The 13,942-nt window shown below is 66.2% G+C and carries 17 protein-coding genes; 9 read left to right on the top strand and 8 right to left on the bottom strand.

The features are described 5' to 3' along the window. The 7 genes from CXQ91_RS00495 (at nucleotide 1) to asd (ending at nucleotide 5,091) form a co-directional block, all read left to right on the top strand. Complete coding sequence (locus CXQ91_RS00495; protein WP_104171998.1) at nucleotides 1-804, top strand: thymidylate synthase; 804 nt, start codon at nucleotides 1-3, stop codon at nucleotides 802-804. Further along, nucleotides 801-1,385 carry a dihydrofolate reductase gene (locus CXQ91_RS00490; protein WP_104171997.1) on the top strand — a complete coding sequence of 195 codons (585 nt, stop codon included), beginning with the start codon at nucleotides 801-803 and terminating at the stop codon, nucleotides 1,383-1,385. The genes CXQ91_RS00495 and CXQ91_RS00490 overlap by 4 nt, the downstream gene beginning before the upstream one ends. Before the next feature lie 4 nt (nucleotides 1,386-1,389). Then, nucleotides 1,390-1,608 carry an NF038396 family protein gene (locus CXQ91_RS00485; RefSeq protein WP_104171996.1) on the top strand — a complete coding sequence of 73 codons (219 nt, stop codon included), beginning with the start codon at nucleotides 1,390-1,392 and terminating at the stop codon, nucleotides 1,606-1,608. A 128-nt stretch (nucleotides 1,609-1,736) separates the two neighbouring features. Then, nucleotides 1,737-2,813, top strand: a complete 1,077-nt coding sequence (locus tag CXQ91_RS24665) for a WXG100 family type VII secretion target (protein WP_181038728.1) — start codon at nucleotides 1,737-1,739, stop codon at nucleotides 2,811-2,813. Between the two features lie 9 nt (nucleotides 2,814-2,822). After that, nucleotides 2,823-3,476, top strand: coding sequence for a hypothetical protein (locus tag CXQ91_RS00475; RefSeq protein WP_104171995.1), 654 nt, complete (start codon nucleotides 2,823-2,825; stop codon nucleotides 3,474-3,476). After that, nucleotides 3,463-3,864 (top strand): hypothetical protein, encoded by a 402-nt coding sequence (locus tag CXQ91_RS00470; RefSeq protein ID WP_146072288.1) that lies wholly within the window; start codon nucleotides 3,463-3,465, stop codon nucleotides 3,862-3,864. The genes CXQ91_RS00475 and CXQ91_RS00470 overlap by 14 nt, the downstream gene beginning before the upstream one ends. 84 nt (nucleotides 3,865-3,948) lie before the next feature. Then, nucleotides 3,949-5,091 carry an aspartate-semialdehyde dehydrogenase gene (gene asd, locus CXQ91_RS00465; RefSeq protein ID WP_104171993.1) on the top strand — a complete coding sequence of 381 codons (1,143 nt, stop codon included), beginning with the start codon at nucleotides 3,949-3,951 and terminating at the stop codon, nucleotides 5,089-5,091. 29 nt (nucleotides 5,092-5,120) lie between these two features. On the opposite strand, the gene CXQ91_RS00460 is transcribed toward asd, so the two are convergent. Then, nucleotides 5,121-6,233, bottom strand: a complete 1,113-nt coding sequence (locus CXQ91_RS00460) for a winged helix DNA-binding domain-containing protein (RefSeq protein ID WP_104171992.1) — start codon at nucleotides 6,231-6,233, stop codon at nucleotides 5,121-5,123. A 130-nt stretch (nucleotides 6,234-6,363) separates the two neighbouring features. On the opposite strand from CXQ91_RS00460, the gene CXQ91_RS00455 reads away from it, so the two are divergent. Continuing rightward, the gene (locus tag CXQ91_RS00455) at nucleotides 6,364-6,855 is read left to right on the top strand and encodes a hypothetical protein (protein ID WP_104171991.1); all 492 of its coding nucleotides are present in this window, start codon (nucleotides 6,364-6,366) and stop codon (nucleotides 6,853-6,855) included. 11 nt (nucleotides 6,856-6,866) lie between these two features. On the opposite strand, the gene CXQ91_RS00450 is transcribed toward CXQ91_RS00455, so the two are convergent. The 7 genes from CXQ91_RS00450 to CXQ91_RS00420 all read right to left on the bottom strand — a co-directional run bounded on the left by CXQ91_RS00450 (nucleotide 6,867) and on the right by CXQ91_RS00420 (nucleotide 12,457). Continuing rightward, nucleotides 6,867-7,934 carry a UDP-N-acetylmuramate dehydrogenase gene (locus tag CXQ91_RS00450; RefSeq protein WP_104171990.1) on the bottom strand — a complete coding sequence of 356 codons (1,068 nt, stop codon included), beginning with the start codon at nucleotides 7,932-7,934 and terminating at the stop codon, nucleotides 6,867-6,869. A gap of 37 nt (nucleotides 7,935-7,971) precedes the next feature. After that, complete coding sequence (locus tag CXQ91_RS00445) at nucleotides 7,972-9,252, bottom strand: sugar MFS transporter (protein ID WP_104171989.1); 1,281 nt, start codon at nucleotides 9,250-9,252, stop codon at nucleotides 7,972-7,974. 13 nt (nucleotides 9,253-9,265) lie between these two features. After that, on the bottom strand, nucleotides 9,266-9,718 hold the full coding sequence (locus CXQ91_RS00440) for a MaoC family dehydratase (RefSeq protein WP_104171988.1): 453 nt from the start codon (nucleotides 9,716-9,718) through the stop codon (nucleotides 9,266-9,268). Nucleotides 9,719-9,721: 3 nt separating this feature from the next. Then, complete coding sequence (locus CXQ91_RS00435) at nucleotides 9,722-10,195, bottom strand: MaoC family dehydratase N-terminal domain-containing protein (RefSeq protein ID WP_104172388.1); 474 nt, start codon at nucleotides 10,193-10,195, stop codon at nucleotides 9,722-9,724. A 158-nt stretch (nucleotides 10,196-10,353) separates the two neighbouring features. Beyond that, on the bottom strand, nucleotides 10,354-10,578 hold the full coding sequence (locus CXQ91_RS00430) for a DUF3188 domain-containing protein (RefSeq protein ID WP_104171987.1): 225 nt from the start codon (nucleotides 10,576-10,578) through the stop codon (nucleotides 10,354-10,356). A 23-nt stretch (nucleotides 10,579-10,601) separates the two neighbouring features. After that, on the bottom strand, nucleotides 10,602-11,564 hold the full coding sequence (locus CXQ91_RS00425) for a DUF2797 domain-containing protein (protein ID WP_181038727.1): 963 nt from the start codon (nucleotides 11,562-11,564) through the stop codon (nucleotides 10,602-10,604). Between the two features lie 26 nt (nucleotides 11,565-11,590). Then, a complete protein-coding gene (locus CXQ91_RS00420) occupies nucleotides 11,591-12,457 on the bottom strand; it encodes a CoA ester lyase (RefSeq protein WP_104171986.1) in 867 nt (288 codons plus the stop codon). A gap of 314 nt (nucleotides 12,458-12,771) precedes the next feature. On the opposite strand from CXQ91_RS00420, the gene CXQ91_RS00415 reads away from it, so the two are divergent. After that, nucleotides 12,772-13,773 (top strand): ABC transporter substrate-binding protein, encoded by a 1,002-nt coding sequence (locus tag CXQ91_RS00415; protein ID WP_104171985.1) that lies wholly within the window; start codon nucleotides 12,772-12,774, stop codon nucleotides 13,771-13,773. Nucleotides 13,774-13,942 lie beyond the last annotated feature (169 nt).

Below are 13,942 nucleotides of genomic sequence, written 5' to 3'. Positions count from 1 at the left end.
GTGAGCATTCCAACGCCCTATGAAGACCTCCTGCGCGACGTCCTTGCCAACGGCACGCACAAATCAGACCGCACCGGCACCGGCACGCTCAGCGTGTTTGGACGGCAGATGCGCTTTGACCTGAGCCAAAGCTTCCCGCTGGTCACCACTAAGCGGGTGCATTTCAAGTCCGTGGCCGTCGAGCTGCTGTGGTTCCTGCGCGGCGAGACCAATGTGAAGTGGATGCAGGACCAGGGCGTCACCATCTGGAACGAATGGGCAGATGCCGACGGCGAACTCGGCCCCGTTTACGGTGTCCAGTGGCGCAGCTGGCCGACGCCCGACGGCGGCCACATCGACCAGATCGCCGAACTGGTGGGGAACCTGAAGTCCAACCCGGACTCGCGCCGGCACATCGTCTCCGCCTGGAATGTCGCCGAGCTCCAGGACATGGCCCTGCCCCCGTGCCACGCCTTCTTCCAGTTCTACGTTGCGGACGGCAAGCTGTCCTGCCAGCTTTACCAGCGCTCCGCGGACACGTTCCTGGGCGTCCCGTTCAACATCGCCTCCTATGCGCTGCTGACATGCATGCTGGCGCAGCAGGTGGGCCTGGAACCGGGTGAGTTCGTCTGGACCGGCGGGGATGTGCACATCTACGACAACCACATGGACCAGGTGCTCAAGCAGCTGAAACGGGAGCCGTACGAGTACCCGCAGCTGAAGATCCTGCGCAAGCCGGACACAATTTTCGACTACACGCTGGACGACTTCGAAGTCGTCGGCTACCAGCACCACCCTACGATTAAGGCGCCGATCGCAGTATGAGCACCGACAACGCCATGGATCCCCTGGCCTTCACTGAAAAAATTGCCGACGACGCCACCGGAGTGGGGCTTGTCTGGGCCCAGACCACGGCAGGCGTGATCGGCAAGGACGGCGACATGCCGTGGCACCTGCCCGAGGACATGAAGCATTTCACCCGGCTCACCAACGGGCACCCGGTGATCATGGGCCGCAAGACCTGGCTGTCCTTCCCGGACAAGTACCGTCCCCTACCGGGGCGCACCAACATTGTGGTGACACGGCAGGAAGGCTGGGGCGACACCGCCGAGGCGGAGGGCGCCCTCGCGGTGAAGTCGCTCGACGACGCCCTGCTGGAATCCCAGTTCGCGCCCGGCCACGAAACGGTGTGGGTGCTGGGCGGCGGAGAAATCTTTGCGCAGACCCTGGACATCGCCAACGTCGCGGTAGTGACGTTCATTGATTCCGAGACGGACGGCGACACCTATGCGCCCGATCTCGGCTTCGAGTGGAAGCTGGCCGCGAGCGAACCGGCCACCGGCTGGCTGACGTCCACCAGCGGAACGCGGTACCGGTTCACCATGTGGCGCCGGACAGAGGGCTAGGAGCATGCTGAAGAAGCCGGAAACACTCTTTGTCCTGGGCTACATGCTGCTCCCGCTGCTGGCACTTCTCTCCGCGATCGTGGGGCTGACCATGATCCTGGGCGGCAACAAGATCGCCGGCGCCATCGTGCTGGTGGTGGTCACCCAGGCGTTCGCGTTCGGGGCCGTCTACGCACTGCGCCTCCGCAAGGCGGCGGTGCTGGAGCAGCACGACGCCGAGTAGCGGCTAAGGCGGCGGGTTGCCTTTGCGATGGGGAGACCAGCCCATCGCGGGCACTGCTGTTTAGCTACTAGAGTCGTGCGAGCAGCTTGACGATTATCCGCTGCTCAGAACTTTTGGGGGGATGCCTTGTGGCAGGAAACTTGTGGGGCGCGGACGTTGCCCAGCTGCGGACTCTCGCGCAGCAGTTCGGCAAAACATCCGACAGCCTGCTTCAGCAGTCAACACAGCTGAGCAACCAGATCAACAACAACCCCGCGTGGAAGGGTCAGGACGCGGTCACGTTCCGCGCCGACTGGAACAGCAGCCACCGTGCCCTCATTCAGAGAACAGCATTGGCTCTCAAGCAGGAGTCGAAGAAGCTGCTGACCCAGGCCGAGCAGCAGGAGAAGGCCAGCAACACCGGGTCCGGCTCCGGCGGCGGACCGGGCAGCATCAGCGACCCCGGCGGGACACTGGCAGGGGTCCTGGGCGGCGTGCTGCTGGGTGGCATCGGCGCGCTCAAGGGCGGCCTGACCATCCAGAAGTTCATCAAGGCACCCCTCACCCTTGCTAAGCACGTAAGTCAGTACGGATGGGTGCTGAAAAACCAGCGGGCGGATTTCATCAAGTCGTTCCTCCAAGGGCGCCATCGGATCGGCGGCCCCGGCTTCGCTGGCCACAGGCTTCTCGGCAACTCTGCCCTGGACGACATGCTGAAGGGATCCGCCGCCGCAAACCGCGGCCTTGGACTTATCGACAAAGCCACAGACATTGCGTCGCTGAAGAACCTGCATCAGTTCGGCGTGCTGAAGAACCTTGCCCCGATACTGGAAGAAAAGCCGTGGATCGGTGCTGGAACCAAGCTTGAATGGCTCGGCAAGTCCGGCCTCGCCCGGGGACTCGGCTGGGCAGGCGTTGGGTTCAGTGCTTACGACTCGGTGAAGAGCTTTTCCGAGGGCGATGTAAAAGGTGGCTTGGCCAGCGCCGGCAAGGGCCTGTTGGGCGTCGGCTGCTTCCTGCCGCCTCCAGCCGGGACCGTCTGCCAGGTCGCCAGCGTCGGCATTGCCATATACGAGAACTGGGACACCATCAGCAGCGTCGGCAAGAACGTCGGCGAGGGTATCGTCAACGCTGTGCAGGATCCCGGAAAGTTCGTCAGTGATACGGCGGATACGCTAAAAGATGCGGGCAAGTCCGTGGGCAAGTTCCTCGGAATCGGTGGATAGGAGACCAGCATGACTGTTCAGGACCACACACAGCAGGAGCCACGGCTCGGCATCGACGTCATCGGCTTCGGTGTGGGCGAGTTTGCCTATTTGCTCAATGTATTCGAAGGGCCGGCCCGGGACCGATCGGTCAGCGTTTTCCGCGCCGAAGAAATGGTGGACGACGTTACGTTGTCCACCGCCGGTGCGTCGTCGTTGATGGCGCGGGACATGGCCACCGTTGATGAGGACGGCGACCTGGGCGTCACCGGAGTCGCAGCCGCAGTCGCCACTGCCCTCGGAAAAGCGACCCGGTGGACGGAAATCTCGCTTCTGACCGGCGATGCCATGGACAACGTGGCTCTCCTGGAAGCACCCGGGGTGTCCCTGATGCTCCAACCGCGGTTGCTGGGGACCTGGTTCGTTTTTGCCCAGGACCCGGACATCACGTCCGCGGAAGCGACGCTTCGGGTGGTGCGGCAGCATGTCGAGCAGAACGACGGCGGTTCCGCGTATCTCGTGTTCAAGACCCTGGGTTCCGAGCAGCACCTGCTCATCAGGCGTGAAAACGGCACGTGGACTACCGGCATCCCGGACTTCGACAAGGATGAGGTCGCCGAAACCGCGCTCCTGGACGACGCCGGGCTGCTCGCTGCGATCGAGGATGCCCGTGGCGCGGCGTAGCCAGGGAGTTCCGCAGGATCCCGGCTACGTGCCGTCCCGCAATTCAGACGACCGGCTGATCTACCGCAGGGCGGAGAACGGCGAGATGGTCGGCTACACGCCGGCCGAATACGGAGTCCGCAAAGACGATGGCGGCGGCGTGGTCAAGCCCGTTAACAGCTCCGGCGGCCTGCTCTTCCTCTCGGTCCTCGCCTCACTGTTCGCCGGTGGAGTGGTCTACGGCATTGTCCGGATCGCACTAGATGGCACGTGGAACATTTTGGGTGAGGTCTGGTGGGTCATCCCTGTCGGAGTTTTTGTGCCAGTCGCGGCTTGGTCCAGCTATTTCAAGGAGCGTCGGGCCGAGAAACTGCGCAAAGCCAGCAACCTCGCCCGCCCGGTTGAGTAGGTTGCCCCTTCTGACGATTCCGGTTGAGCCAGGGCGTGACGTAACCGACTGCGCCGTGCCGGTTCCGAAGTCTAAACTGGACGAATGACTACAGCAGCTACCCCCTCCGTCGGCCTGGTCGGATGGCGCGGCATGGTCGGCTCCGTCCTGATGCAGCGCATGCAGGACGAAGGCGACTTCGCCAACATCAACCCGGTGTTCTTCTCCACGTCAAACGCCGGAGGTGCCGCCCCGACTCTTGCCGGTGCTGCCGCTGGCGCGGCTGGCAAGCTCGAGGACGCGTTCGACGTCGACACGCTGGCTAAGCTGCCGATTATCGTCACCGCCCAGGGCGGCGACTACACCAAGCGGGTCCACGGCGAGCTGCGCAGCCGCGGCTGGGACGGCCTCTGGATCGACGCCGCCTCCACCCTGCGCATGAACGATGACTCGATCATCGTGCTGGACCCCATCAACCGCGACGTCATCGACAAGGGCCTGGTCAACGGCACCAAGGACTTCATCGGCGGCAACTGCACCGTGTCCTGCATGCTGATGGGCCTCGGCGGCCTGTTCAAGAACGGCCTCGTCGAGTGGGGCACATCCATGACCTACCAGGCTGCCTCCGGCGGCGGCGCCCGCCACATGCGCGAGCTGCTCAGCCAGTTCGGCACGCTCAACGCCGAGGTCAGCTCCGAACTGGACGACCCGGCGTCGGCCATCCTGGAAATCGACCGCAAGGTCCTGGCGCACCAGCGCACCGACATCGACGCGACGCAGTTCGGAGTCCCGCTGGCCGGCTCGCTGATCCCCTGGATCGACGCGGACCTGGGCAACGGCCAGTCCAAGGAAGAGTGGAAGGCGGGCGTCGAGACCAACAAGATCCTCGGCACGTCCGGCGAGAACCACATCGTGATGGACGGCCTGTGCATCCGGATCGGCGCCATGCGTTCACACTCCCAGGCGCTCACGCTCAAGCTCCGCGAAGACCTCTCCGTAGCGGAGATCGAAAGCATCCTGGCCGCGGACAACGAGTGGGCCAAGGTGGTGCCGAACACCAAGGAGGACTCCATGGCGAGCCTCACCCCGGTGGCTGCATCCGGCACGCTGGACATCCCCGTGGGCCGTATCCGCAAGCTCGAAATGGGCCCGGAGTACATCAGCGCCTTCACCGTGGGCGACCAGCTCCTGTGGGGCGCAGCCGAGCCGCTGCGCCGCATGCTCAACATCGCCACCGGCACCCTCTAGGCGCTCCCCCCCGGTTCCCGCCCCAGGTGCTACGGTGCCTGGCCGAGAAACTTCAGGTACCTCGCGGCCTGCAGCTCAAAAGACTTTTGGGCTGCAGGCCGCAGTCCGTTAACCGTGTCGAACGGTTCAGGCACGACGGCGGCCGTCCGCCCGGTGCCTTTCCGCGCCCAGGTGCCGATCACTTCGCCGCCGGACACAATGGTCTTCTTGAACATCCCGTTGCCGCCGGGAACCACTTTTTGGGCGTGCTCGGGTGGAAGCACCAGTGACCGGTCCGTGTAGCCCAGCAGGAATTCATCGAACCCGGGCAGCGCCAGCAGGGCGCGCTGGCCGGGAACACCGTCGTCGAGCAGCGCCGCGGTGGCCGGCGACATCCAGTAGCTGGTCCCTTCGAACTCCAGCTCAACGAGCTGGTCCTTCACCAGGGCCAGGCCGCTGCGGACCTCCGTCACCGGGGTGTTCGACCACCAGGCGAAGTCACGTTCCGTGGCCGGGCCGTGACTGAACATGTACCGCAGCAGCAGTTCAGCGATGCCCTCGGCGCGGCCCAGTTCCCGGGATTTCGGGATCCACTCGTCGAACGCCTTGATGAGCTGCTGGTTCCCGACGAGGGGTCCCTGCACCAACCAGGTCCGCTGGCACAGGATCCCCAGCAGGTGGATGCCGCGCTGGCCAACCGTAGACTGGCCCGCTGCTTCGAAGGCCTCAAAGAGCTGTTGGCGCGTGGCCGATCCGCCGCCCGAGACCAGTTCCAACGCCGCCTCACGGGCAACGTCCACGTCGCGGGCATCAATCTCGAGCTCCCGGTGGCGGGTGCCCATGCCCCGGAGCAGGCGGTCGGCCGTGATGTCCAGGATCCAGCGCAGGTCCTCCGGAGCAAGCAGGTGAAGCGTCCCGCGCATAGGCCATGAGCGGACAACCAGCCCTTCATCCAGCGCCGACCGGACCGTGTCGACGCCGGAGTTACGCACCCTGAGGCCGACCGCCCACAGCGCGGCCTGCATGTCCTGCGCCTGCATGGCCGTCATCCAGCGCACGGCCTCCGGCACGGAGTCGAAGTCCGGTGCCAGCAGCCCCTGCGCGGCGAGCCGCAGCCTTCCGATGACATGCCGGGTGACCCGGATCCGCGTGCCTGCTCCCATGCCCCCATCGTAGGTCCAGCCGCGGACAATTCACGTCCGCATTTCCGGAATCTCCCGGCCGGCGGCGGGGCACGGGCAGTACCCCGCCTCCTCCCAGCCCGTTTACAGCAGAGGTCCCTACGCTGGATGCATGACTATCGGAGACCTCTGGCCGCACCTGCGGCCCCTGTGCCGGGCACTCGCCCTGTTGGGCTGGGTCACGAGCGCCGCCGGCATGGCTGCCGGGCTGTCCATCGCGATTGCCGGCGGAACCAGCCTCTCCCCCACCGTCCAGGCCTTGCAGCTGGTGTCCACAATCAGCATGGGAGTGGCTGTCATCAGTTTCATCGCAGCCTCCCTGCTGCAGCCCCAGCACCGCGGCCGGCGCGCTGGTGACCAGGACCGCGGCGCCGTAGCCCATGAGCAGGCCGGCGAGATGCCGCCAACCATCAGGAGTTTCCTGCTGGCCGCCCTTGCTTTGCTGGCGGGCGCAGTGGTGTTCGCCGGTGCAGGGCTGGTCCTCCGCAACGGCCCCAGCGCGCAGTCCGTGGCATTCTGCCAGGTCTTCCTGCTGGGCGCAGCGGCGTCCGGGTTCACGTTCATGCTGTTCAGCAAGGTAGCCCCGCGCCATAGCGGGAACTGAGTGGCTGTTCCTTAGAGCTCAACGCCGATCAGCAAGGGTTCGGGGTGCAGCTCGATGCCAAAGCGCTCGACGACGCCGCGGCGCACCTCGCGCGCGACGGCGACCATGTCCGCCGCGCTGGCGGAACCCCGGTTGGTGATGGCCAGGGTGTGCTTGGTGGACAGCGATGCGCGGCCGCCGGAGACGCTGCCGGCCTCCAGCGCGAAGCCCTTCCCGAAGCCTGCATGGTCAATCAGCCAGGCTGCGGACAGCTTCACCAGTCCGTCTGCTCCGGCCGGATAGCGGGGAGCGCCTTCGGGGAGTGCCTCCGCCGCGCCTGCCGGGACGATGGGATTGGTGAAGAAGGAACCGGTTGAATAGGTGTCGCGGTCGGCCGGGTCCAGGACCATGCCCTTGGAGGCCCTGAGCCGCAGGACCTCCCGGCGCACATCGTTGGAGTATGCCCTCTTGCCGGGCTCAACGCCCAGGGTTTTCGCGAGCTCGGCATACCGGATCGGAGCACTCATCCTGCCCAGCGGCAGCTGGAACTCGACCGTCAGGACCACGTAGCGCGGGGACCCCTGGACGGTGGTTTGCTTGAGGATCGAGTCCCGGTATCCGAACTTCAGCTCGGAACTCGTGAACGTGCGGGCTGCGTTCTGTTCCCGGTCCCAGGTCCGGACAGCGGCAATGGTCTGGGAGACGTCGGCGCCGTAGGCACCCACGTTCTGAACGGGCGTGGCACCGGTGGACCCGGGAATGCCGGACAGGGCTTCGATTCCCGACCATGCATGGCGCACCGCGTGCTCCACCAGGGCATCCCAGTTGTGCCCCGCCTGGACCACCACAGCCACCCCGCCACAGGAATCCTCAGCGTTGACGGTGAACCCCTCGGAGGCAATCTTGAGCACGGTGCCGGGGTACCCGTCGTCGGAAATCAACAGGTTCGAACCGCCTGCGATGATCAGCAACTGTTCGCCGGCGGCGTCCGCAGAGCGGACGGCGTCGATGATCTCCGGCTCCGTGCGCGCTTCGATGTAGTTGCCGGCGGGACCGCCGACGGCGGCAGTGGTCAGGTCGGAAAGCAAAGTCTGGGTCACCTGTCCAGCCTAGCGGTCATTGGGACGGCACCGGGATTCAGGGGAGCTTTCGGGCCACCGGGGACAGCAGGAAACTGACCACCAGCATCACCATCACGGCGAGCAGCGAGTGGAGGATGCCCACGTGTTCGGCCAGCAGCCCCAGCAGCGGCGGCCCGCAGAGAAACGCGCCGTACCCGATGGTGGACACGACTGAGACGCGGGCCGCGGCCTTGACCGGATCATCGGCCGCCGCGGACATGCCGACCGGGAAGCCCAGCGACGCCCCGAGGCCCCAGACCGCCAACGCCACGAACGCCATCCACGGCACGGGGGCGAACACGAACAAACCCAGGCCGGCGACGGCCAGGGCGGCGCACCAGCGCATCACGGGCACCCTGCCAAACCGGTCCAGGACCAGTGTGCCGGTAAAGCGGCCGATGGTCATGAAGGTAACGAACAGCCCGTAGCCCGCCGCGCCGGACGCGTCGCTCTGGCCATGGCCGTCGGCAAGGGCCAGGGCCACCCAGTCGCCGGCCGCCCCCTCGGCGAGGGCGAGGCCCAGGACCAGCACGCCCAGCAGCAGCGTGCGCTTGTCACGCCAGGCCTGGGCAATCTGGCGTTTATTGTCCAGCGGCTGCTCCGGGACCGCGTCCGTCTGGCGGACGATCGGGATGGGCCCGGTGGAGGGATCCTCGAACGTGTCCGTCCCGGACGCCTTGAACGGGCGCTCCCCCTGGACCGGCGTGATGTCCGCCCGGAACCAGGATGCTGCCGTTGCCACTGAGACGGCCACGACGAGCCCGCCGCCAGCAAGATGCCAGAACACGGGAACGCCGGCCCCGGCCGCCCAAGCACCCAGCCCGGCGCCGGCCACCGTTCCGAGGCTGAAGGAGCCGTGCAGCCGTGGCATGATGTGCCGCCGGACGGCGCGTTCCACCGCTGCGCCTTCGACATTTGACGCGGTGTTCCAGCTGGCGGTGCCCAGCCCGATGATCACCAGTCCCGCGGCAACCGCCACCGGGCTGGCGAGCACGGACGTGCCGAAGCCTGCCAGCACCAGCCCGAAGCCCACCATGATGCTGCCGATCCGGATGGTCCGCTTGGAGCCCAACCGGAGGACGATCAGCCCCGAGGCGGAGACTGAAACAAACGAACCGGCCGTCATGCAGAGCAGGAGCAGGCCGATGGTGCCGGGAGTCAGGTCCAGGCCATCGCGGATGGCCGGCAGACGGGAGACCCAGGTGGAAAACGCGAGTCCGCTGGCCCCGTAGGCAACCACCACGGCGTTGCGCCAGTGGGTGATTTCGGCAGCCGGAACGAAGGCTTCCCTGGTCAAGGCAGCCTTTCTGTTACGCAAGCCTGACGACTGCCTGTGCCTTCATCAGGACCTTCTGGCCGGCGAAGACCACGGTGAGGTCCACGCGCACGGTGCCGGCGTCGGCGTCGAGCGCGCCAATGGCGCCGCTGACCTCAATGACGGCCCCCGGCTCCTCTGTGCCGGTGGTGTCCGTGACGAGTACCGGTTTGGTAAAGCGTGTCTGGAAATCGACGACGGCGGCCGGGTCGCCGGCCCAGTCGGTGACGAGCTGGACTGCCGCGCCCATGGTGAACATGCCGTGGGCAATGACGCCGGGCAGGCCCACACCGGTGGCGAAGGCTTCATTCCAGTGGATCGGGTTGAAGTCGCCGGACGCACCGGCGTACTTCACCAGGTCCTGGCGGCTGACGGTGATGCTGCGGCTGCCGAGGTCCTGGCCGACCGCGAGTTCAGAGAAAACGGGGGTGATGGATGCAGTGCTCATGGGTTACTGTCCCTCTCCGCGGACCAGGATGGACGAGGTGGCGGTGGCGACGCTCTCCCGGGAGCCGTCTGCTGAAGCTTCACCGCTGAGGGCGAAGATTTCCGAGCGGGTGGTGATCATGGCGCCGCCGCCCATGGCACGGACACCGTCCACGTGCAGCTCGGCCACCAGCCGGTCCCCGGCGAAAATGGGGCGGTGGTGCACAAAGCGCTGGTCCGCGTGGACCACGCGGGAGAAGTCAATGCCGGACTCCGGATCCTCGATCAACTGGGCGTCTGCGCGCTGGGCAATGATGATGGCGAAGGTGGGCGGCGCCACGAGGTCGCTGTGGCCAAGGGCCTTGGCCGCGCCCAGGTCAAAGTGCGCGGGGTGGGTTGCCTTGACGGCCCTGGCGAACTCGCGGATTTTCTCGCGGCCGACGTCGTACACCTCTGCGGCAGGGTAGCTACGGCCCTGCAGATCCGGATTGATAGTCATGGCCTCAAGCCTATCGTTCCGCCGCCGCTGGACACCGAAGAGGTGGGCGGGCTCACGGCCTGTTACGCGCAGAGGGTCCGGCGCCATTCCTCCACTGGCCGTATGGTCATCAGGTTGTTCCAGGGGGTCCAGCCGGAACAGGTGCACAGAAACGCCGGCTACCTCTTGTAGGTCTTGCGGATCTGCTGGCCGCGCACCACGATCCCCACCACATGCAGGACCAGGCCCAGCCCGATCACCGGCAGCGAGGCCACAGCGAGGCCCTGGTTGTTGGAGGTGTTGCCCACCAGGTTGAGGATGATGCCTGCGGCGATCAGGCCCATGGCGCTGAAAACGAGCACCTTGTAGGCGGTGGATGCGGTGGCCCAGAATTCGTTCAGCACCGTGCCATTCTACGGGCCGCCGTTCAGAACAAGGACTCCTGCACGGCCGGAACCTCTGATCCGTAGTGGTCCCCGAGCTCCACCGTGCGTGCCTTCAGCTGGCTGAGGTTCACCACGAACTCCAGCTCGGCGCCATCCAGGGCGGCAACAGCGATGCTGCCGCTCACCGCGTCAATCCGGAATCCGTGCGTGCCGGTGCTGAGGTCATGCGGGTAGGAATGCCTGGCGGCCGGCGTGCACGCACGATCCGCGAGGCCGGGCCGCACCCAGCTCTCGTCCACCACGTCAAAGCCTTCGATGCCGGAGCGCGTCAGCAGTGAGCGGGCCTCCGCTGCCAGCTGCCCGTTCAGGGCGTCCAGTTCGACGGCGGGGGCCGGCGCCACCAGGGCCGCAGCCTTGGCCGCCGACCGGACCTGCTGCGGGAGCCCCGCGTCACGGGTGAGCATGTCTTCGAGAATCCGGACAACCTTGCCGTCGTCCGCGCGGGCCACATACCGGGCCACCACGGCGCCCTGCTCGGCCAGCCGGTTCCATTTCCGCAGGTTCGAGGCCGTGCCCACCTTGCTGGCCCCGTTGGCGAACGTGGCCACGTACAACCAGTGCTGCTGCATCAGGTACGCGCGCAGGCCCGGAGGGACCCCGCCGCCGCGGTGGAAGTCGTGGATGAGCCGGGAATCGTCCACCACGAAGCAGCGCTCGCACTGGCTGCCCCTGGCTGCCGGCGCCTTGGCCGGGCAGAGCACATGGTCCCGGTCGGCCGGACCGTGCACCCTGTGATGCCCCAGGCAGAACTTACCCTCAGCGGCCACCCGGAGGCCCAGCCGGCTGCCGGCGTCGAGCGTCAGCTCCCTGAAGCCGCCGGCCGGGTCCTGGAGCCGCATGACCGGAGTCCCGCCGTCGTTCCTCCCGGACGGACGGTTCTCCGCGGAACCGGGCGGCGCCCCATCCCAAAAGACCCCGTGGACCAGATAGCGGGTATCGGTCACGGGGTCTCCTTGGATTGCTGGGGACGCTAGAGCGCCGGCTGCACGCCAAATGCTACGGCGAGCTTCATGATCTTTTCGGCGCGGCCCAGGCGGGGCAGGTCGGAGCCGTCGCGGATCACGCGGCCGTTGGCTTCGAAGTCGGCCATGAAGTCCGTGGCCCACGCGACGTCGGACGGCGTGGGGCTGATGACCTCGTTGATGACGTTGGTCTGGTCGATGGCCAGGCACAGCTTGCCGGTCATGCCCATCATCACGGTGATGCCGGTCTGCTCACGCAGGATCGGGTGGTTTGTGCCCACGGTGGGGCCGTCGATGGGGCCCGGGAGGTTGCCCACGCGGCTGGCGACAACCAGCTTGGCGCGCGGGTAGGCCATGGCCTCGGCGGTGGCGGCCATGCCGGTGTCGCGGCGGAAGTCACCGGAGCCGAAGGCCAGGCGGAACGCGCCCTGGGCCTTGGCGATGTTGTTGGCTTCCTCGATGCCGACGGCGGATTCGACCAGCGCAATCACAGGGGTCTTGCCGTCCATGCGGTGGTAGCTCTCCGTGACCTGGTCCGCGGACTCGGTCTTGGCCAGCATGACGCCGAGCAGTCCGGGCGTGCCGCGCAGGCCGGCGAGGTCTGCGGCCCAGAAAGGGCTGGTGGCGTCGTTGATCCGGACCCAGGCCTGGCCGCCGGCAGTCAGCCAGTTGACCACGTGTTCGCGGGCAGCGTCCTTCTGCGAGGGGTCCACGGCATCTTCGATGTCCAGGATGATCGAGTCCGCGCGCGACACGGCCGAGACGTCAAAAAGCTCAGGCTTCATTGCGTTGACCAAAAGCCACGAACGGGCAATTTCGGCGGGGATGTTTCGTTCGGGCCGTACAGTCTCGACGGCGGTGGAGATAGAGGTCATGTATCTACCGTATCCGCCCGGTACGCACAAACGCTAAGTAACAGCCGCCTGCCCTGGAACAATACCGCGAACAATACGACCAAAATCCGCGGTTGCCTGCGCGTCAAACTCCTTCACAGGCCGTTACCGGGCGAAACGGGGCGTCTTGTGACCCGCCGTTTCCTCCTGTTTCCGCTCATTTCCGCGGGTTTCCCGGCGTGACAGCAACGCTTTTATTGGCCGGAAAGGTGCGATTACATCGTTCAAGCGGCAGGCAAACAACCCCGCTGCATCACTCCACAGCCTCTCCCCAATGCTTCACAAAGGAACCCCGGATGAAACGACACCTGACCATCATGAGTGCCGCGGCCGCCGTCGTCATCGCGATGACGGTGTGGGGCTGCGGCGGGACTGCCAACGGCACAAGCTCAGCCGGCGGTAGTTCCTCCGGAGGCGCCGCCGGCGCCACCGAGGTGAAGGAGCTGCGCTACCAGGGCTGGGCCAACTCCGTCACTCTTCCCGAGCTGGCCCAGGACCTCGGCTACCTCGGCGACGTCAAGCTCTACTGGGTGGGCAATACCATCAGCGGCCCGCAGGACATCCAGTCGGCAGCCACCGGGCAGACCGACTTCGGCGGCGCCTTCGCCGGAGCGGTGGTGAAACTCGTTGAAGCCGGCGCCCCGGTGAAAGCCGTCATCAACTACTACGGCGAGGACGAGAAGACGTTCAACGGCTTCTACGTCAAGGAAGACAGCCCCATCCGCACCGCCCGGGACTTCATCGGCAAGAAGATCGCCGTGAACACGCTGGGTGCGCACTCCGACGCCGTCATCAACACCTACCTGCAGAAGAACGGCCTGAGTGCCGAGGAAATCAAACAGGTCCAGCTGGTGGTGGTGCCGCCCAACGACACCGAGGAAGCCATCCGCCGCGGCCAGGTGGACGCCGGTTCACTGGGCGGCGTCCTGCAGGACAAGGCAATCGCCAACGGCGGACTGCGCTCGGTGTTCAGCGACGCCGAACTGTTCGGCACCTTCGCCGGCGGCCCCTACGTGCTGCGCACGGACTTCATCGCCAAGAACCCCAACACCACGCGGACGTTCACCACCGGGGTGGCCAAGGCCATCGAGTGGGAGCGGACCACACCGCGCGAGGAAGTGATTGCCCGGTTCACCAAGATCCTGCAGGAACGCGGGCGGAACGAGAACCCGGCTGCCCTGCAGTACTGGAAGAGCGTGGGTGTTCCGGCCAAGGGCGAGATCAAGGATGAGGACTTCACCCGCTGGGGCAAGTGGCTCAAGGACACCGGGATTGTCCAGGGCGAACTGGATCCGTAGAAGCTCTACACCAACGAGTTCAACGAGCTGGTGACTGGATGAGCGCCGCCGCCCCGGGAAAGATCATCCTCCCCCGCCGCACCGTCATGGCATCCGCCCTCGGAGCAGCATCGTTCATCGTCCTCACGGCCACGGGCTGCGGCGGGATTGCCGCCGGCGCGAGTACAGC

This window comes from Arthrobacter sp. Y81, assembly GCF_002929335.1.
Lineage (GTDB): Bacteria > Actinomycetota > Actinomycetes > Actinomycetales > Micrococcaceae > Arthrobacter.
The sequence above is the reverse complement of the archived record's forward strand: the minus strand, read 5'-3'. Positions and strand labels throughout refer to the sequence as shown.

Bases quoted from the DNA above. Each gene is read 5' to 3' on its own strand.
- CXQ91_RS00490 (WP_104171997.1), top strand. From the start codon at position 801: ATGAGCACCGACAACGCCATGGATCCCCTGGCCTTCACTGAAAAAATT.
- CXQ91_RS00485 (WP_104171996.1), top strand. From the start codon at position 1,390: ATGCTGAAGAAGCCGGAAACACTCTTTGTCCTGGGCTACATGCTGCTC.
- CXQ91_RS00475 (WP_104171995.1), top strand. From the start codon at position 2,823: ATGACTGTTCAGGACCACACACAGCAGGAGCCACGGCTCGGCATCGAC.
- asd (WP_104171993.1), top strand. From the start codon at position 3,949: ATGACTACAGCAGCTACCCCCTCCGTCGGCCTGGTCGGATGGCGCGGC.
- CXQ91_RS00460 (WP_104171992.1), bottom strand. From the start codon at position 6,233: ATGGGAGCAGGCACGCGGATCCGGGTCACCCGGCATGTCATCGGAAGG.
- CXQ91_RS00455 (WP_104171991.1), top strand. From the start codon at position 6,364: ATGACTATCGGAGACCTCTGGCCGCACCTGCGGCCCCTGTGCCGGGCA.
- CXQ91_RS00440 (WP_104171988.1), bottom strand. From the start codon at position 9,718: ATGAGCACTGCATCCATCACCCCCGTTTTCTCTGAACTCGCGGTCGGC.
- CXQ91_RS00435 (WP_104172388.1), bottom strand. From the start codon at position 10,195: ATGACTATCAATCCGGATCTGCAGGGCCGTAGCTACCCTGCCGCAGAG.
- CXQ91_RS00420 (WP_104171986.1), bottom strand. From the start codon at position 12,457: ATGACCTCTATCTCCACCGCCGTCGAGACTGTACGGCCCGAACGAAAC.
- CXQ91_RS00415 (WP_104171985.1), top strand. From the start codon at position 12,772: ATGAAACGACACCTGACCATCATGAGTGCCGCGGCCGCCGTCGTCATC.